The organism is Pseudomonas sp. Irchel s3b5 (assembly GCF_900187435.1).
In the GTDB taxonomy this organism is placed as follows: domain Bacteria; phylum Pseudomonadota; class Gammaproteobacteria; order Pseudomonadales; family Pseudomonadaceae; genus Aquipseudomonas.
Window position 1 is genome coordinate 182,123 of sequence record NZ_FYDY01000006.1, and the last position, 18,403, is coordinate 200,525.

Below are 18,403 nucleotides of genomic sequence, written 5' to 3' on the forward strand. Positions count from 1 at the left end.
GCGAGCAGGCTCGCTCCTACCGGATCAGGATCTGGGATCAAGATCGCGGGGCATAGGCAAACACGTCGGCGCGCATTTGATGAGCGTCCATCCCTGCCTCCACCAGCGCATCCAGCGTGCCATACACCATGGCCGGAGAGCCGCTGGCGTATACATGCAGAGGCTTCAGATTCGGGAAGTCCTCGCAGACCGCTTCATGCAACATGCCGCAGCGCCCTCCCCAACCGCATTGGTCGCTGACGACTTTGTGCAGGAACAGATTGGGCAACTTCAGCCACTCGTCCCAATGTTCGATCTGATAAAAATCTTCAGGACGACGCACGCCCCAATACAGATGCACCGGGTACTTGAAGCCAGAGGCCCGGCAATGTTCGATCAGACTGTGGATCTGGCCCATGCCGGTACCCGCCGCGATCAGCACCAGTGGGCCCTCAGGCAGTTCCGCGAGATGGGTATCGCCGAAGGGCAGCTCGACCCGCACCATGCTGCGGCGCTGGAGCTGTTCGATAAGGTTCAGTGCACTGGTTTCGCGCGCCAGCACGTGAATCTCAAGATCACGCCCCCCGTGCGGCGCCGAGGCCAGGGAAAAGGCCGATTTCTCGCCGCTCTCGCGCTCGATCATCAAGTACTGACCGGCGTGGTAGCGCGGCGGCTTGCCGGCCGGCGCCCGCAGGCGCACGCGCCAGGTATCACCGCCCACGTCCCGACACTCAATGACCTGACACGACACGCTGCGCACCGGCAATTCTCCCAGCGCGAGCACGCCATCCCACAGCACGATGCAGTCTTCCAGCGGCTCCGCTATGCAAGTGTAGAACTCGCCGTGGTCACGCACATTGCCTGCCTGTTCGACCCGGCCTTCCACCAACAACGCCGCGCACACGTGGCAATTGCCATTGCGGCAGCTTTGCGGGCATTCGTAGCCCAGTCGTCGTGCGCCATCGAGAATCCGCTCGCCGGGCAATATCTCAAGCACTGCTCCGGAGGGCTGCAAGGTTACACGCATCAATCTATTCCTAACTGATTCCAGATGGCATCGATCCGTTGGGTGACGGCATCGTCCTTGACGATGACCCGGCCCCACTCGCGGGTGGTTTCGCCCGGCCATTTATGCGTGGCATCCAGGCCCATTTTCGAACCCAGGCCGGAAACCGGCGAGGCGAAGTCCAGGTAATCGATCGGCGTATTTTCGATCATCACCGTATCGCGCTTGGGGTCCATGCGCGTGGTGATGGCCCAGATCACATCGTTCCAGTCCCGGGCGTTGATATCGTCGTCGGTGACGATAACGAACTTGGTGTACATGAACTGTCGCAAAAACGACCACACACCGAGCATTACCCGCTTGGCGTGGCCCGGGTACGACTTCTTCATGGTCACGATGGCCATGCGGTACGAGCAGCCTTCGGGCGGCAGGTAGAAATCGGTGATCTCCGGGAACTGCTTCTGCAGGATCGGCACGAACACTTCGTTCAACGCCACACCGAGGATCGCCGGCTCATCCGGTGGACGGCCGGTGTAGGTGCTGTGGTAGATCGGTTTGATCCGGTGGGTAATGCGCTCGACGGTGAACACCGGGAAGCTGTCGACTTCGTTGTAATAGCCGGTGTGGTCGCCGTACGGGCCTTCATCGGCCATCTCGCCCGGATGGATCACGCCTTCGAGGATGATTTCGGCGGTGGCCGGCACTTGCAGGTCGTTGCCCCGGCACTTCACCAACTCGGTGCGATTACCGCGCAAGAGGCCAGCGAAGGCGTACTCGGAGAGGCTGTCGGGGACTGGCGTCACTGCGCCAAGAATCGTCGCAGGGTCGGCACCCAGCGCCACGGCCACGGGGAACGGCTGGCCCGGATGCTTCTCGCACCATTCGCGGTAATCCAGCGCGCCGCCACGGTGGCTCAGCCAGCGCATGATGACCTTGTTGCGGCCAATCACTTGCTGCCGGTAGATGCCGAGGTTCTGGCGATCCTTGTTCGGGCCTTTGGTGACGGTCAGGCCCCAGGTGATCAGCGGGGCGACGTCGCCCGGCCAGCAGGTCTGCACCGGCAGGGTCGAAAGATCGACGTCGTCGCCTTCAATGACCACTTCCTGGCACACCGCGTCTTTGACGACCTTGGGCGCCATCGAAATGATCTTGCGGAAAATCGGCAGTTTGGACCACGCGTCTTTCAGCCCCTTCGGCGGCTCGGGTTCCTTGAGGAACGCCAGCAACTTGCCGATCTCGCGCAACTCGCTGACCGCTTCGGCGCCCATGCCCAACGCCACGCGCTCGGGGGTGCCAAACAGGTTGCCGAGTACGGGAATGTCATAACCGGTAGGCTTTTCGAAAAGCAGTGCCGGGCCTTTTGCGCGCAATGTGCGGTCGCAGACCTCGGTCATTTCGAGCACTGGGGACACCGGGATCTGGATGCGCTTGAGTTCGCCGCGCTGTTCCAGCCCGCTGATAAAGTCGCGCAAGTCGCGATACTGCATGCGTGAGCCTCGTGTTGGCCGTGGCGTTCGGGGCAGGCAGTTTAGCGCCGAACCCTTCGGTTCAGAACCACGAACTGCCTGTTGATCAAAAAACAGATAGCAAAAAGCCGGGTTTCCCCGGCTTTTTTGGCCTGCTCGACTTACTTGCGCTTCATCGACAGGAAGAACTCATCGTTGGTCTTGGTCGTTTTCAGCTTGTCGACCAGGAACTCGATGGCAGCGACTTCATCCATCGGGTGCAGCAGCTTGCGCAGAATCCACATGCGCTGCAACTCGTCGTCGGCAGTCAGCAACTCTTCGCGGCGGGTGCCGGAACGGTTGATGTTGATGGCCGGGAAGACGCGTTTTTCAGCGATACGGCGATCCAGAGGCAGTTCCATGTTACCGGTGCCTTTGAATTCCTCGTAGATCACTTCGTCCATCTTCGAGCCGGTTTCAACCAGCGCGGTGGCGATGATGGTCAGCGAGCCGCCTTCTTCGATGTTCCGCGCGGCGCCGAAGAAACGTTTCGGTTTCTCCAGGGCGTGGGCATCGACACCACCGGTGAGCACTTTGCCGGAGCTCGGGATCACGGTGTTGTAGGCACGGGCCAGACGGGTGATGGAGTCGAGCAGGATCACCACGTCCTTCTTGTGCTCGACCAGGCGCTTGGCCTTCTCGATCACCATTTCGGCAACCTGCACGTGGCGGGTTGGCGGCTCGTCGAACGTCGAGGCAACCACTTCGCCGCGCACGGTGCGCTGCATTTCGGTTACTTCTTCCGGACGTTCGTCGATCAGCAACACGATCAAGTGAACTTCAGGGTTGTTACGCGCGATGTTCGCGGCAATGTTCTGCAGCATGATCGTTTTACCGGCTTTCGGCGGTGCAACGATCAGACCGCGCTGGCCTTTACCGATCGGGGCGCACAGGTCGATGACACGACCGGTCAAGTCTTCGGTGGAACCGTTACCGGCTTCCATCTTCATGCGCACGGTCGGGAACAGCGGGGTCAGGTTCTCGAAGAGAATCTTGTTTTTCGCGTTTTCCGGACGGTCGTAGTTGATCGTGTCGACCTTGAGCAGCGCGAAATAACGCTCGCCTTCCTTTGGAGGGCGGATCTTGCCAACGATGGTGTCACCGGTGCGCAAGTTGAAGCGACGGATCTGGCTCGGCGAGACGTAGATATCGTCTGGGCCGGCAAGATAGGAGGCGTCTGCAGAGCGGAGGAAGCCGAAGCCGTCCTGGAGAATCTCCAGCACGCCATCACCGGAGATTTCCTCGCCGCTTTTCGCGTGCTTTTTGAGCAGGGAGAAAATCACGTCCTGCTTGCGCGAACGGGCCATATTTTCTATGCCCATCTGTTCGGCCAATTCGAGCAGTTCGGTAATCGGCTTTTGCTTGAGTTCAGTCAGATTCATATAGGAATGACGTAATCATTTATGGAGGGGGGGAAATTAAGCTTTTGGCTTAATGAGGCCGCGCCGCGGAGAAGGCGACAGGATCGCGTACTTATTCGAAAAGGAGAGCGTCGGCGACGGCTAGCAGGGGGCACTGGAGAAACCAGCGCGGGGCCGAATGTAACACCTGAGTTTCGGAGCGTCTAGCCCTCAATAACGAAAAAGCCCCGCTATTTGCGGGGCTTTTTCTGACTCGCTACAACGACGCTTAGATGTTGGCGTCGAGGAAAGCAGCCAGTTGCGACTTCGACAGCGCGCCGACCTTGGTCGCTTCAACGTTGCCGTTCTTGAACAGCATCAGGGTCGGGATACCACGCACGCCATGCTTGGCCGGGGTTTCCTGGTTTTCGTCGATGTTCAGTTTGGCAACGGTCAGCTTGCCTTTGTAGGTCTCGGCAATTTCGTCCAGAACCGGAGCGATCATTTTGCAAGGGCCGCACCACTCAGCCCAGTAGTCGACCAGTACAGCGCCTTCGGCCTTGAGTACGTCAGCCTCGAAGCTCGCGTCGCTAACGTGTTTGATAAGATCGCTGCTCATGGAATTCTCCAGGTTGTAAGCAAAAAAACGTGGCCCATCATAGCTGCCCTTCCCACGTTCAGGAAGGTGCAGATGATTGAGTCTCGCTATGGTGGCTCATGAATTTGGGTATAGCTCAGACCAAGGCATTGAACCATGCGCGTTGGCGTCAGCCCTTGATCGTGGCACGATGTCGAGGTTATCGACCGAGACCCCTGACCATGCCGCAATCCCAAGCCAAGAATCTGTCCCTGATCGCCGCAATCGACCTGGGCTCCAACAGCTTTCACATGGTCGTGGCCAAGGCCCAGAACGGCGAAATCCGTATTCTCGAGCGTCTCGGGGAGAAGGTGCAGCTGGCGGCCGGCATCGACGAAGAGCGTCGCCTCAGTGAGGAGTCGATGCAACGCGGGCTGGACTGCCTCAAGCGCTTTGCCCAACTGATCAACGGTATGCCGACAGGCGCCGTGCGGATCGTCGGCACCAACGCCTTGCGCGAAGCCCGCAACCGCGCCGAGTTCATCCACCGCGCCGAAGAAATCCTCGGCCACCCGGTGGAAGTCATCTCCGGCCGTGAAGAGGCGCGCCTGATTTACCTCGGCGTGTCCCACACCCTCGCCGACACACCGGGCAAGCGCCTGGTGGCCGATATCGGCGGCGGCAGTACCGAATTCATCATCGGCCAGCGCTTCGAACCGCTGCTGCGCGAAAGCCTGCAGATGGGTTGCGTCAGCTACACCCAGCGCTATTTCAAGGACGGCAAGATCACTCCGGCCCGCTACGCCCAGGCGTACACCGCGGCGCGACTGGAGATCATGAGCATCGAACACGCCCTGCACCGCCTGACCTGGGATGAAGCCATCGGCTCCTCGGGCACCATCCGCGCCATCGGTCTGGCGCTGAAGGCCGGCGGCCAAGGCACGGGCGAGGTCAATGCCGAGGGGCTGGCCTGGCTCAAGCGCAAGCTGATCAAACTCGGTGATGTGGAGAAGATCGACTTCGAAGGCATCAAGCCGGACCGTCGGGCAATATTCCCGGCGGGCCTGGCGATTCTCGAAGCGATCTTCGATGCTCTCGAACTGCAACGCATGGATCACTGCGAAGGCGCCCTGCGTGAGGGCGTGCTGTATGACTTGCTCGGTCGCCATCATCACGAAGACGTACGCGAACGCACCCTCACCTCGCTGATGGAGCGCTACCACGTCGATCTGGAACAGGCGGTGCGGGTCGAACGCAAAGCCCTGCATGCCTTCGACCAGGTGGCCGCAGACTGGGATCTGGAGGACGGTGTCTGGCGCGAACTGCTCGGCTGGGCAGCCAAGGTCCATGAAGTGGGCCTGGATATCGCTCACTATCAGTACCACAAGCACGGCGCCTACCTGATCGAACACTCGGACCTCGCCGGGTTCTCCCGCGAAGACCAGTTGATGCTCGCACTGCTGGTGCGCGGCCACCGACGCAACATTCCCAAAGACAAATTTGCCGATTTCGACGATGACGGCATCAAGCTGATTCGCCTGTGCGTGCTGCTGCGCTTTGCGATCCTGTTCCACCACATTCGCGGCACCCAGCAGATGCCCCAGGTCGTGCTGAACGCCAATGGCAAAAGCCTGGAAGTGGTGTTCCCGGAAAACTGGCTGGATGAAAACCAGCTGACCCAGGCCGATTTCGAAATCGAAGCGCAATGGCTGACGCGGGTCGATATCGTCCTCAGCGTTCGCTGACGTCCCTGTAGGAGCCGGCTTGCCGGCGATGCGTTATCACGCCATGCGGTGACTGAACGTACGCCATCGCTGGCAAGCCAGCGCCTACAGAATTCGGTGAAAACAAAAATGGCGATCCCTTGGGATCGCCATTTTTTTACTCCCAGCCGGTGTTAACGAACCGTCAGGATCGGGCTGCCCAATCGCTCCAGCAAAGTAGCCTGGGCGCTGCGCGGGTTCTGGTTGCCGGTCGGCGTGTTGCGGACGTAGCGACCGTCCGACTGCAGGCTCCAGCTGTGGGTGTTGTCGGTGAGGTACAACTCCAGCTCTTTCTTGACCCGCATGATCAGCTTCTTGCCTTCCACCGGGAAGCAAGTCTCGACGCGCTTGTCGAGGTTGCGCTCCATCCAGTCGGCGCTGGAGAGGAACATCTGCTCGTCGCCGCCATTAAGGAAGTAGAAAACCCGGGTGTGTTCCAGGAAACGCCCGATGATCGAACGCACGTGGATGTTGTGCGATACCCCGGCGATGCCCGGTCGCAGGCAGCACATGCCACGCACCACCAGATCGATGCGCACGCCCGACTGGCTGGCCTTGTACAGCGCGCGGATGATCTTCGGATCGGTCAGCGAGTTGAACTTGGCAATGATGTGCGCCGGTTTGCCGTCGACGGCGAACTGGGTTTCCCGGGCAATCATGTCGAGCATGCCCTTCTTCAGGGTGAACGGCGCATGCAGCAACTTCTTCATGCGCAGGGTTTTACCCATGCCGATCAACTGGCTGAACAGTTTGCCGACGTCTTCGCACAAGGCGTCGTCGGAGGTCAGCAGGCTGTAGTCGGTGTACAGACGAGCGTTGCCGGCGTGGTAGTTACCGGTGCCGAGGTGCGCGTAACGCACAATCTCGCCGGCCTCGCGACGCAGGATCAGCATCATCTTGGCGTGGGTCTTGAAGCCGACCACGCCGTAGATCACCACCGCACCGGCTGCTTGCAGACGGCTGGCCAGTTGCAGGTTGGACTCTTCGTCAAACCGCGCACGCAATTCGATCACCGCGGTGACTTCCTTGCCGTTACGCGCCGCATCCACCAGCGCATCGACGATTTCCGAGTTGGCACCCGACCGGTACAAGGTTTGGCGCACCGCCAATACATGCGGATCCTTCGCGGCCTGGCGCAACAGGTCGACCACCGGCGTGAACGACTCGAACGGGTGCAGCAGCAGGATGTCCTGCTTGCTGATCACGCTGAAGATGTTCTCGCTGTTTTGCAGCAGTTTCGGGATCTGCGGGGTGAACGGCAGGTATTGCAGCTCACGCTGACTGTCCAGGCCGGTGATGCTGAACAGACGCGTCAGGTTCACCGGACCATTGACTTGATACAGCTCCGACTCGCTCAAGTTGAATTGCTTGAGCAGGTAATCGGACAGGTGTTTCGGGCACGTGTCGGCGACTTCCAGACGCACCGCATCACCGTAGCGACGGGAGAACAGCTCGCCGCGCAGGGCACGGGCCAGGTCTTCCACATCTTCGGAGTCCAGTGCCAGGTCGGCGTTTCGGGTCAGGCGGAACTGATAGCAGCCCTTCACCTTCATGCCCTGGAACAGGTCATCGGCGTGGGCGTGGATCATCGACGACAGGAAGACATAGTTGTCGCCCGCGCCGCCGACTTCTTCCGGCACCTTGATGATCCGCGGCAGCAGACGCGGCGCAGGAATGATCGCCAGACCGGAGTCGCGGCCGAAGGCGTCGATGCCTTCGAGCTCGACGATGAAGTTGAGGCTTTTGTTCACCAGCAACGGGAACGGGTGCGTCGGGTCGAGTCCGATCGGCGTGATGATCGGCGCGATCTCGTCGCGGAAATAACGACGGACCCAGGTTTTGATCTTGGTCGTCCAGTTACGGCGACGGATGAAGCGGACCTGATGTTTTTCCAGCTCCGGCAACAGAATATCGTTGAGGATCGCGTATTGGCGGTCAACGTGACCGTGCACCAACTCGCTGATGCGCGCCAATGCCTGATGCGGTTGCAGACCATCGGCGCCCGCTTGTTCACGGGCGAAGGTGATCTGCTTTTTCAGGCCGGCAACACGAATCTCGAAGAACTCGTCCAGGTTGCTGGAGAAGATCAGCAGAAACTTCAGCCGCTCCAGCAACGGGTAGGACTCATCCAGCGCCTGTTCCAGCACGCGAATGTTGAACTGCAGTTGCGACAGCTCGCGGTGGATGTACAGGCTGCTGTCATCCAGGCCTGGAATGGTAATCGCAGGCGCTGCCGCAGCGGGCTCGACGACCACCGCGGGCGGAGCTGGCTCCAGCTCCGGCGGGGTCTCGTCGATTTTCTCCACCACCGGTTGAGCATCTTTTACGGCAACTTCAGTGAGTACTTCGGTATTCATCGAATGTTCCTGGGAGGGCTATTTTTGCTCTCGTAGCAATTGAGCAGCACGAACGGCAAAGTACGTCAGGATGCCATCAGCCCCTGCACGTTTGAAAGCGGTCAGGGACTCAAGGATAACCCCTTCGCTCAACCAGCCATTCTGGATCGCCGCCATGTGCATGGCGTATTCGCCGCTGACTTGATAAACAAACGTCGGCACTTTGAATTCTTCTTTGACCCGGCAAAGGATGTCCAGATACGGCATGCCTGGCTTGACCATGACCATGTCTGCGCCTTCTGACAAGTCTGCCGCCACTTCGTGCAGGGCTTCGTTGCTGTTGGCCGGGTCCATCTGATACGAGGCCTTGTTGGCCTTGCCCAGGTTCAGCGCCGAGCCGACTGCATCGCGGAAAGGACCATAATAGGCGCTGGCGTACTTCGCTGAGTAGGCCATGATCCGCACGTTTACGTGACCGGCCACTTCGAGCGCTTCGCGAATCGCCTGGATGCGACCGTCCATCATGTCCGACGGGGCCACGACCTGAGCACCGGCTTCGGCATGGGACAGGGCTTGCCTGACCAGTGCGTCGACGGTGATGTCGTTCTGAACGTAGCCTTCCTCGTCGAGGATACCGTCCTGGCCGTGGGTGGTGAACGGATCCAGCGCAACGTCGGTGATCACGCCCAGTTCAGGGAACTGCGCGCGCAAGGCACGGGTGGCGCGTTGGGCGATACCTTCAGGGTTCCAGGCTTCGGCGGCGTCCAGCGACTTCAGCCCTGCCGGCGTCACCGGGAACAGCGCCAGCGCCGGAATACCCAGCTCAACCCACTTGGCCGCTTCTTCGAGCAACAGGTCGATGGTCAGGCGTTCGACGCCCGGCATCGAGGCGACCGCTTCACGGCGGTTTTCACCGTCCAGCACGAACACCGGCAGGATCAGGTCATCGACGGTCAAGACGTTTTCACGGACCAGACGACGCGAAAAATCATCACGACGGTTACGGCGCAGGCGGGTTGCAGGGAACAGACGGTTGGCGGGGGTAAAACTCACGGCAGACTCCTGAGCCCGCACAGACGGGCGAGCGTGACAGTTATAAGCGGCCATTATGACGAACACATGACAGTTGTGCGTACCCTGTGACAGGTAGCCGCATTCCATTGTCGTTGTAGGAAATGTTCACGTCGAGACACATTTGGACACTTTCCTGAATGTGTCCGAAGGGTTAGGCTGCGCGTTCATTTCGCCAGCACCCAGACAATGCTCCAACAATTTCTGCATGACTTCGGCTACTTTGCCCTGTTCCTTGGCACGTTTTTCGAAGGCGAAACCATTCTGGTGCTCGCGGGTTTCCTTGCGTTCCGTGGATACATGGACATCAACCTGGTGGTGGTCGTGGCCTTCTTCGGCAGCTATGCCGGCGATCAGCTGTGGTACTTCCTGGGGCGCAAGCACGGCCGCAAATTGCTGGCCCGCAAACCCCGCTGGCAAATGATGGGTGACCGGGCGCTGGAGCATATCCGCAAACACCCGGACATCTGGGTCCTGAGCTTTCGCTTCGTCTACGGTTTGCGCACCGTCATGCCGGTGGCCATCGGCCTGTCGGGCTATCCGCCGGGACGTTATCTGCTGCTGAACGGGATTGGCGCAGCGATCTGGGCCACCGCCCTCGCGGCCGCGGCCTATCACTTCGGCGCGGTACTCGAAGGCCTGCTCGGCAGCGTCAAGAAGTACGAGCTGTGGGTGCTCGGCGCCCTGCTGGTCCTGGGCGTGGGGCTGTGGCTGCGCCGGCGTTTCAAGAACGCGCGCCTGGCCAAAAAAATCTACGCCGACGAGCAAGCCCTGAAAGCCGAACGAGCCAAAACCGAAGGACCTACGACGCCAGCCGAGTGAAGCGGTTTCTGCAACAGTAGAGACCGATCCCGCTCAACAGGCTGTAACTGAGCAGGCCGACCCAGCCCACTGCACTGGCCGGCCACAGCCCAACCATCGGCGCCAGCCACACCAGTGGCACGTTCGACACCAGCCGCAGCAGCTCCAGCTTCAACGCCCACGGGCGATTCTCCAGGGCCACGCCCAGCACAAACAGACCGAACGCCACCGCCCCCCAGCCCAACACCAGGGCGGAGGCAGGCAAGTTCGGTTCCAGATTCATCAGGTAACTGCCCAGCGCGATGTAGACGCAGAACTGCAACAGCACATAAATCTGCTGACGCCTGTCCAGCGGCACTTCGAATTTGCGGAACCGGGTCAGGTCAGGTTTGTTCATCGGGTATTTGGCCGCCACGTCGGCCGGGCGCCAGCCGGTGCGCATAAACCAGATCCGCAGCTTGTCCCAGGTGCTTTGCGTCCGTCGGGCATCAGCCCACAGCTGAGCGTAGAACTGCAGGTTCGCCCACACCGGATTCCAGCTCTCCAACGGTGTGGTCACGCCGAAAATCACCGGTTCGTTGTCGTCCTCTTCCTGGAACGAGCCGAATAGACGGTCCCAAATAATGAACACCCCGCCGTAGTTGCGATCCATGTAGAGAGCGTTCTGTGCATGGTGAGCCCGATGATTGGACGGCGTGACAAAGAACCACTCGAACCAGCCGAGCTTGGGAATGTGTCGCGTGTGCACCCAGAACTGGTACAGCAAATTGAGCGCTGCGACACTGACGAACACCAGCAAGGGCACGCCGACGACCGCCATCGGCAGGTAGAAGATCCAGCTCAGCACAAAACCGGTGCTGGTCTGGCGCAAGGCGGTGGACAGGTTGTACTCCTCGCTTTGGTGATGCACCGAGTGAGCGGCCCAGAGGATGTTGCGCTCATGGCCCATGCGGTGCAGCCAGTAGTAGCAGAAGTCATAAAGGACGAAGGCCAATACCCAGACCCAGACGCTGTCGGCCGACAGTTCGAACAGCGCCAGATGCTGGAGGGCAAAAGCGTAGGTCAGCAACCCCACACCCTTGGTCAAAAGCCCCGTAGTGGTCGACAACACGCCGGTGCTGATGCTGTTGATCGCGTCTGCCAGCCGATAATTAGTGACCCCGCGCCAACGATCGGCCAGCAATTCAGCGGCAATGAGCACAAAGAAAAACGGCACCGCATACAGAATGAAGTCCATGACGCGCCCTGATCGGAATCCTGAGGACAGATGCTAGGTGTAACCGCGAACTAACCCTATGGCAACGAGTGACAAATTAGTGGACATTTAACGCCATGAATCTGGAGAAAAGCCCATGAGCAAAAAAGTTGCAGTGATCCTTTCCGGTTGTGGCGTATACGACGGCGCCGAGATTTACGAAAGCGTGATTACCCTGCTGCGTCTTGATCAGCGTGGCGCGCAGGTGCAGTGTTTCGCACCCGACATTGCGCAGCTGCATGTGATCAACCACCTGACCGGCGAAGAAATGCCCGAGGCGCGCAATGTGCTGGTGGAGTCGGCGCGAATTGCCCGTGGCGAGGTCAAGGACATCCGCGAGGCAAACGCCGAGGATTTCGACGCGCTGATCATCCCCGGCGGTTTCGGTTCGGCCAAGAACCTCTCCAACTTTGCCATCGAAGGCACCGGCTGCACCGTTCAACCCGATGTCCTGACGCTGACCGAAGCCTTTGCCGAGGCTGGCAAGCCGGTCGGCCTGATCTGCATTTCGCCGGCCCTGGCCGCAAAAATCTACGGCCCCGGCGTGACCTGCACCATCGGCAACGACACCGACACGGCCACAGCCCTGAACAAGATGGGCGCGACCCACAAGGAATGCGCAGTCAGTGACATCGTCGAAGACAAGGCACGCAAACTGGTGAGTACACCGGCTTACATGCTGGCGCAGTCGATCAGTGAAGCGGCGTCCGGAATCAACAAACTCGTGGACCGCGTGCTGGAACTGACCCACGAAAACGACGCATAAAAAATCGCAGCCTGCGGCAGCTCCGGATACGCACCGATCCATCGTAGGCGCTGCCGCGGGCTGCGATCTTTTCAGGGTTTGCGGGTGAGCCGAGTCAGAATCCGGTCCAGCGCATTGGCAAACGCCTGCTTCTCACGCTCGCCGAACGGGGCCGGTCCGCCGCTCACTTGGCCCTGCTCGCGCAAATCGGTGAACAGGTTGCGCACCGCCAACCGATCACCCATGTTCTGTGCATCGAACTCCTTGCCCCGCGGATCCAGCGCTGCCACGCCCTTTTTCACCAGGCGATCGGCCAGCGGCACATCGCTGCAAATCACCAGCTCGCCCGGAACCGCGTGTTCCACCAGATAATCGTCGGCGGCATCCGGGCCACTCGGCACCACGATCAATTTGACCAGTGCCAGGCCCGGCTTGATCTGCGGCTGCCCGGCCACCAGCACCACTTCGAACTGGCGCTTGAGGGCGAATTTCACCACCAGGTCCTTGGCAGCCCGAGGGCAGGCATCGGCATCGATCCAGACACGCATCTTGTTTACCTCTGTTGAAAAGCATCGCGAGCACGCCACATTCCTACAGGTTAACGCTAAACCTGTGGGAGCGTGGCTCGCCCGCGAAAGTGAGCGCAGCGAATGCCGTTCAAGAAACCTGAACCCGCCGCTTCTCCGCCACCCAGCTACGACCATACAACACAACAACCGCGATGATCGCCACAGCCTGCGCACCCAGCGAATACGCGTCCGCGTGAATCCCCAGCCAGTCAAACTCAATGAACGGCACCGGCCGCGTGCCGAAAATACCGGCCTCCTGCAACGCTTTCACGCCATGCCCGGCGAACACCACCGACAACGCGCACAACAGACCGGCGTTGATGCTGAAGAACAACGACAGTGGCAGCTTGGCCGAACCGCGCAAAATCACCCACGCCAGACCGACCAGCAGTACCAGCGCCGTCGCGCCACCGGCCAACACCGCGTTATGCCCCGCCGGCCCCGCCTGCAACCACAGGGTTTCGTAGAACAGAATCACTTCGAACAGCTCGCGATACACCGAGAAAAACGCCAGGGTCGCAAAACCGAACCGACCACCGCCGCCCACCAGGCTGCTCTTGATGTAGTCCTGCCAGGCCGCAGCGTGGCGACGGTCGTGCATCCACACGCCCAGCCAGAGCACCATGACGGCGGCAAACAAGGCCGTCGCGCCTTCCAGCAACTCACGCTGCGAACCGCTGACATCAATCACATAGGCCGCCAGTGCCCAAGTCGCCAAACCTGCCACCAGCGCCAGACCCCAACCGACGTTGACGCTGCGAACCGCCGATTGCTGGCCAGTGTTACGCAGGAAAGCCAGGATCGCCGCCAGTACCAGAATCGCTTCCAGCCCTTCGCGCAGCAGGATCAGCAGACCGGAGATGTAGCTCAGGGACCAGCTCAGGCCATCATTGCCCAGCAGGCCCGCCGACGTTTTCAGTTTCGCCTTGGCCGCGTCCAGGCGCTGCTCGACTTCGCCCACCGACAAACCGTCCTGCAACGACTGTCGGTACGCCATGAGGGATTTTTCGGTGTCTTTGCGCACATTGGCATCGACGTTGTCGAGCGAGCTTTCAACAAGCTCGAAGCCTTCCAGGTAAGCCGCTACCGACAGGTCATAGGCCTGATCGTGATCACCGGCGCGATACGCCGCGATGCTTTTATCCAGGGTGGCGGCGGTGTAATCGAGCAACTGCGCCGGACCACGCTTGACCTGCGGAGGCTGCGCCCGCTGGGCTCGGAACGTCGCCGCTGCTTGCGGCCCCTCGGCCACTTGCACTTCCGTCGGTGTCTGACGGGCCAGGTCGGCGATGTTGTAGGTTTTGTCGCTGGCGGACGTAACCAGGTCGACACTGAAGCTGGCGATGTAGGACGCCAGGTCCCAGCGTTGACGGTCGTCCAGTTGATCGGCGAAGGCCGGCATGTCCGTCCCTTCCACACCCAGGCCAACGGCGCTGTAGATCGCATAGAGACTCAGGCGATCCACACGCGAGGCATCGCGAAGATTGGACGGCGGCGGCATCAGGCCAACACCCGCCGGGCCATCGCCGGCCCCGGTGTCGCCATGGCAGACTGAGCAATGCTGGGCGTACAACGGCGCACCACGAGTAGGGTCAGGCGTAATGATCGGGGCTTGGCTGACTTCATAGGCCACGGCCAACTTCGCGCCCAATTGCCGAGCCTGTCGGGCGACATCGGCGCCCTCCTGACGAGCACTGACGGCCTTTCGCAAATCAACCACGCCCTGTTCCAGAGAGGCTTTCTCCGGTTTGGCCGGCATGGACCCGACCCACTCTTGCAGTGCCTTGATCGACTGTTGTTGGGCGCGGTAATCGGCCTGATTGATGATGCTTCCCGCCCGCACCGTCTCCGGGTAATCCGCGCTGATGTAATCAAGCACGTGCAACGCCTGAGGCGCGCCATCGACGGGGTCGGCCAGCAATTGAAAGCTGCATGTCGCGAACAGCGGCAACAGCAGCCAGGCCAATAAACGGGACGGGGCAATCATGAATAAATCTCAATTGGAAATACGAAGTTACATATTGTTAACGCCAGACGGGTTTCGCTCAAGCTTTGTTGATAGTTCTTCGTAATCGCATTGGTTTCGCGAGCGGCCCCCAAACGAAAAAGGCGACCGCCAGGGTCGCCTTTTTTACACGGGAGCGTTTTAAGCGGCCGCTTTGCGCAGTGTCGCCATGAAGGCGGCCGCGCCGATGAATAGCCCGGCAAACGTCCGGTTCATGCGTTTTTGCTGTTTTGGTGTGCGCAACAGTCGCAACACTTTGGAGGCCAGCCCGGTGTAGCCGGCCATGACGATCAGATCGACGCAGATCATGGTGACGCCAATGATCACGTACTGAATCAGCAGTGGCGCATGCGGGTCAATGAACTGCGGCAGCACCGCGAGCATGAACACCAGTGCCTTGGGGTTGCTGATGTTCACCAGAAAACCACGGAACACCAGCGCCATTGGCTTGCCGATCTGACGCACCGCCGCGTCATCGCTCATGTCGCTGGGCAGCGCACGCCATTGCTTGATCGCGAGAAAAACCAGGTACGCCACGCCGAACCATTTGATCGCATAGAAGGCCGTCGCTGACGCCGTGAGAATTGCGCCAACACCGGCGCCGACAATTGCGATCTGCACCGCCAGGCCCAATTGCAGACCCAGCGCATTCCAGTAGCCGCGCCAGAAACCGTATTGCAGACCGCTGGACATCGACGCAATGGCGCCGGCACCGGGAGAAAGACTGATCACCCAGCAGGCGGCAAAGAACGCCAGCCATGTTTGAAGCTCCATTGCACACCTCGACTCAGACTCGTGACAGACGTCTAAGCTAATGCGGCTTTGGGCCAATGACTACCGATTTTTTGCAGGAAAAGGGGCTTCATCTGGTCGAACACAAAGATCGCAGCCTTCGGCAGCTCCTACGGGAAAACACGTTCCAATGTGGAGCTGCCGAAGGCTGCAATCTTTAGGGCTACTTCTCAAACCCGCTGGAAGGAAACACATCCGTCCCGCGCCAACGCCTGACCGAACGCTGGAAGAACAAGCTGTTGGGCACTTGCACCATGGCGCTGCCGGTACCAAGTTCCTCGGCCTCGATCAATGTGGTGTAGAGCAGATTGATCGCAATCACCCGGCCTTTGACGCCAGGCTTGTCGGTGGTGTCCACCAGTTCGACCACGTCGCCAATGCGGAATGGGCCGACGGTAAAGATCAGGATCGCGCACAACAAATTGGAGAGCACGCTCCACATGGCGAAAAACGCCACGGCCGCGACGGCGACGAAACCGGACAACGCCGTCCAGAGCACCGTGGCCGAAACCCCGAGGCGCTCCAGCACGAAAATCAATGCACTGCCCATGATCAGCCAGCGCAGACCACCGCGCAGCGGCATCAGCAACTGCGGCGGAAACGGATAGCGCTCGCCGAGACGGGTCAGGCATTTGGCGACGAAACGCTGGGCAATGTAGCCGGCCAGCAGGATCAGCAGGATTTGCACGCCGAGCCAGATCGGCTCGACCCCCACAGCCGGTAGCGGCAGCTTGAAGGCGTCCATCAGGACAGCGCCTCCAGCTCCGCCTGCATGCTTTCCAGCAGTTCGAGCGCTTCCATCCAGGCCTCTTCCAGCTCCGACTCACGCACCTTCAACCTGGCTTGTTCGGCCAGCAGATCACGTAATTCGTTCTTGCGCGCCGGCTCGTAGATATCGCTGTCGCCGAGGCTGGCGTCGACCTTCGCCAGTTTTTCGTGAAGCTTGCCCAGCTCGGCTTCGAGCTTGTCGGCCTCGCGTTTGTGCGGCGCCAGTTGCTGACGCAACGCAGCAGCGGCCTGACGCTGGGCTTTCTTGTCGGTCTTGTCCGGGTTGACCGGGGTGTTGCTGACCGGGGCATTGCGTTGACGGTATTCCACGAGCCAACGGGTGTAGTCCTCCAGGTCGCCGTCGAACTCCTCTACCTTGCCGTCCGCCACCAGATAGAAGTTGTCCGTGGTGCTCTTGAGCAAATGACGGTCGTGGGAAACCACCAGTACCGCACCACTGAACTCTTGCAGGGCCATGGTCAACGCCAGACGCATTTCCAGGTCCAGGTGGTTGGTCGGTTCGTCGAGCAGCAGCAGGTTCGGCCGATCCCAGGCAATCAACGCCAGGGCCAGGCGCGCTTTCTCGCCACCGGAGAAATTCAGCACCGGCTCGTCGATCCGCGCACCACGGAAGTCGAAACCGCCGAGGAAGTCGCGCAGTGTCTGTTCGCGCTCGGTCGGCGCCAGACGCTGCACGTGCAGCAACGGGCTGGCCTTGGAGTCCAGCGAGTCGAGCTGATGCTGAGCGAAGTAACCGACCACGGTGTTCTCGCCACGGGTCAAGCGACCGGCCAACGGTGACAGCTCACCTGCCAGGTTCTTGATCAGGGTCGACTTGCCGGCCCCGTTCGGGCCGAGCAAGCCGATCCGCGCGCCCGGGGTCAATTGCAGCTTGACCTTCTCCAGCACGGTTTTGTCGCCGTAGCCCAATCGGGCATCGGACAGGTCGATCAACGGGCTGGAGATTTTCTGCGATTCGCGGAAGACAAAATCGAACGGCGAGTCGACGTGAGCCGCGGTCAGCTCCTCCATCCGCTCCAGTGCCTTGATCCGGCTCTGGGCCTGACGGGCCTTGGTGGCCTGGGCCTTGAAGCGGGCGATGTAGCTTTCCATGTGCGCACGTTGCACCTGTTGCTTCTCGTAGGCCTGCTGTTGCTGGGCCAGACGCTCGGCACGGGCACGCTCGAAGGCGCTATAGCCACCGCGGTACAAGGTGATCTTGCGTTGATCGACGTGAGCCACGTGATCGACCACGGCATCGAGGAAGTCCCTGTCGTGGGAAATCAGCATCAAGGTGCCGGGATAGCTTTTGAGCCACTCTTCGAGCCAGATGATGGCGTCGAGGTCCAAGTGGTTGGTTGGTTCGTCGAGCAGCAGCAGGTCCGAAGGACACATCAAGGCCTGCGCCAGGTTCAGACGCATCCTCCAGCCACCGGAGAAATCTCCTACCTGGCGATCCATCTGCTCGTTGGTGAACCCCAAACCGGCCAGCAACTTGCGGGCACGGGCATCGGCGGTGTAACCGTCGGCGCTATCGAGCTCGGAGTGCAGGCGGGCCTGAGCGGCACCGTCGTGGGCCGCTTCGGCTGCCGCCAGGTCGCGTTGCACCTGACGCAGGCGCAGGTCGCCATCGAGCACGTAGTCGACCGCCAGGCGTTCGAGCGTGTCGACCTCCTGGCGCATGTGGGCGATACGCCAGTCGGCCGGCAGGAAGCAGTCACCCGAGTCCGGGTGCAGCTCACCCCGAAGCAAGGCGAACAGGCTCGATTTGCCGGCGCCGTTGGCACCGATCAGGCCGGCTTTCTGGCCGGCGTGCAGCGTCAGCTCGGCGTCTTCTAGCAGACGTTGCGGGCCACGCTGTAAAGTCAGGTTCTGAAGTCGAATCATAATG

At 60.5% G+C, this 18,403-nt stretch carries 15 protein-coding genes; 3 read left to right on the forward strand and 12 right to left on the reverse strand.

The genetic code is table 11. From position 1 onward, the window contains the following. Nucleotides 1-37: 37 nt before the first annotated feature. From CKW15_RS09510 to trxA, 4 genes are all read right to left on the reverse strand, one after another. The gene (locus CKW15_RS09510) at nucleotides 38-1,006 is read right to left on the reverse strand and encodes a CDP-6-deoxy-delta-3,4-glucoseen reductase (RefSeq protein ID WP_095057549.1); all 969 of its coding nucleotides are present in this window, start codon (nucleotides 1,004-1,006) and stop codon (nucleotides 38-40) included. Then, nucleotides 1,006-2,472: a 4-hydroxy-3-polyprenylbenzoate decarboxylase gene (ubiD, locus tag CKW15_RS09515; protein ID WP_053163723.1), complete on the reverse strand. Its 1,467-nt coding sequence runs from the start codon at nucleotides 2,470-2,472 to the stop codon at nucleotides 1,006-1,008. The genes CKW15_RS09510 and ubiD overlap by 1 nt, the downstream gene beginning before the upstream one ends. 140 nt (nucleotides 2,473-2,612) lie before the next feature. Next, nucleotides 2,613-3,872 (reverse strand): transcription termination factor Rho, encoded by a 1,260-nt coding sequence (gene rho / locus CKW15_RS09520; protein ID WP_046039047.1) that lies wholly within the window; start codon nucleotides 3,870-3,872, stop codon nucleotides 2,613-2,615. Nucleotides 3,873-4,119: 247 nt separating this feature from the next. After that, nucleotides 4,120-4,449, reverse strand: a complete 330-nt coding sequence (gene trxA / locus CKW15_RS09525; protein WP_003206727.1) for a thioredoxin TrxA — start codon at nucleotides 4,447-4,449, stop codon at nucleotides 4,120-4,122. A 200-nt stretch (nucleotides 4,450-4,649) separates the two neighbouring features. Here trxA and ppx point away from each other — a divergent pair, with 200 nt between their 5' ends. Beyond that, nucleotides 4,650-6,152, forward strand: coding sequence for an exopolyphosphatase (gene ppx / locus CKW15_RS09530; protein ID WP_095057550.1), 1,503 nt, complete (start codon nucleotides 4,650-4,652; stop codon nucleotides 6,150-6,152). A 152-nt stretch (nucleotides 6,153-6,304) separates the two neighbouring features. Here the strand turns inward: ppx and ppk1 are convergent, their stop codons facing one another. Both ppk1 and hemB read right to left on the reverse strand, forming a co-directional pair. Then, nucleotides 6,305-8,527, reverse strand: a complete 2,223-nt coding sequence (ppk1, locus tag CKW15_RS09535; RefSeq protein ID WP_095057551.1) for a polyphosphate kinase 1 — start codon at nucleotides 8,525-8,527, stop codon at nucleotides 6,305-6,307. Nucleotides 8,528-8,545: 18 nt separating this feature from the next. Next, nucleotides 8,546-9,559, reverse strand: coding sequence for a porphobilinogen synthase (gene hemB / locus CKW15_RS09540; RefSeq protein WP_095057552.1), 1,014 nt, complete (start codon nucleotides 9,557-9,559; stop codon nucleotides 8,546-8,548). Nucleotides 9,560-9,766: 207 nt separating this feature from the next. On the opposite strand from hemB, the gene CKW15_RS09545 reads away from it, so the two are divergent. After that, entirely contained in the window at nucleotides 9,767-10,399 is a 633-nt protein-coding gene (locus CKW15_RS09545; RefSeq protein WP_095057553.1) for a DedA family protein, read from the forward strand. On the opposite strand, the gene CKW15_RS09550 is transcribed toward CKW15_RS09545, so the two are convergent. Further along, on the reverse strand, nucleotides 10,380-11,615 hold the full coding sequence (locus tag CKW15_RS09550) for a sterol desaturase family protein (RefSeq protein ID WP_095057554.1): 1,236 nt from the start codon (nucleotides 11,613-11,615) through the stop codon (nucleotides 10,380-10,382). The two genes, CKW15_RS09545 and CKW15_RS09550, sit on opposite strands and share 20 nt — an antisense overlap. Nucleotides 11,616-11,730: 115 nt before the next feature. On the opposite strand from CKW15_RS09550, the gene elbB reads away from it, so the two are divergent. Then, the gene (gene elbB, locus CKW15_RS09555) at nucleotides 11,731-12,399 is read left to right on the forward strand and encodes an isoprenoid biosynthesis glyoxalase ElbB (protein ID WP_095057555.1); all 669 of its coding nucleotides are present in this window, start codon (nucleotides 11,731-11,733) and stop codon (nucleotides 12,397-12,399) included. A 71-nt stretch (nucleotides 12,400-12,470) separates the two neighbouring features. On the opposite strand, the gene CKW15_RS09560 is transcribed toward elbB, so the two are convergent. The 5 genes from CKW15_RS09560 to CKW15_RS09580 all read right to left on the reverse strand — a co-directional run bounded on the left by CKW15_RS09560 (nucleotide 12,471) and on the right by CKW15_RS09580 (nucleotide 18,399). Continuing rightward, nucleotides 12,471-12,926 carry a YaiI/YqxD family protein gene (locus CKW15_RS09560; protein ID WP_095057556.1) on the reverse strand — a complete coding sequence of 152 codons (456 nt, stop codon included), beginning with the start codon at nucleotides 12,924-12,926 and terminating at the stop codon, nucleotides 12,471-12,473. A 109-nt stretch (nucleotides 12,927-13,035) separates the two neighbouring features. Next, entirely contained in the window at nucleotides 13,036-14,934 is a 1,899-nt protein-coding gene (locus CKW15_RS09565) for a cytochrome c/FTR1 family iron permease (RefSeq protein WP_095152075.1), read from the reverse strand. Between the two features lie 159 nt (nucleotides 14,935-15,093). After that, nucleotides 15,094-15,726 (reverse strand): homoserine/homoserine lactone efflux protein, encoded by a 633-nt coding sequence (rhtB, locus tag CKW15_RS09570; protein WP_095057558.1) that lies wholly within the window; start codon nucleotides 15,724-15,726, stop codon nucleotides 15,094-15,096. A 181-nt stretch (nucleotides 15,727-15,907) separates the two neighbouring features. Then, nucleotides 15,908-16,489, reverse strand: coding sequence for a mechanosensitive ion channel family protein (locus tag CKW15_RS09575; RefSeq protein ID WP_095152076.1), 582 nt, complete (start codon nucleotides 16,487-16,489; stop codon nucleotides 15,908-15,910). Next, the gene (locus CKW15_RS09580) at nucleotides 16,489-18,399 is read right to left on the reverse strand and encodes an ATP-binding cassette domain-containing protein (protein ID WP_095057560.1); all 1,911 of its coding nucleotides are present in this window, start codon (nucleotides 18,397-18,399) and stop codon (nucleotides 16,489-16,491) included. The genes CKW15_RS09575 and CKW15_RS09580 overlap by 1 nt, the downstream gene beginning before the upstream one ends. Nucleotides 18,400-18,403: the final 4 nt, after the last annotated feature.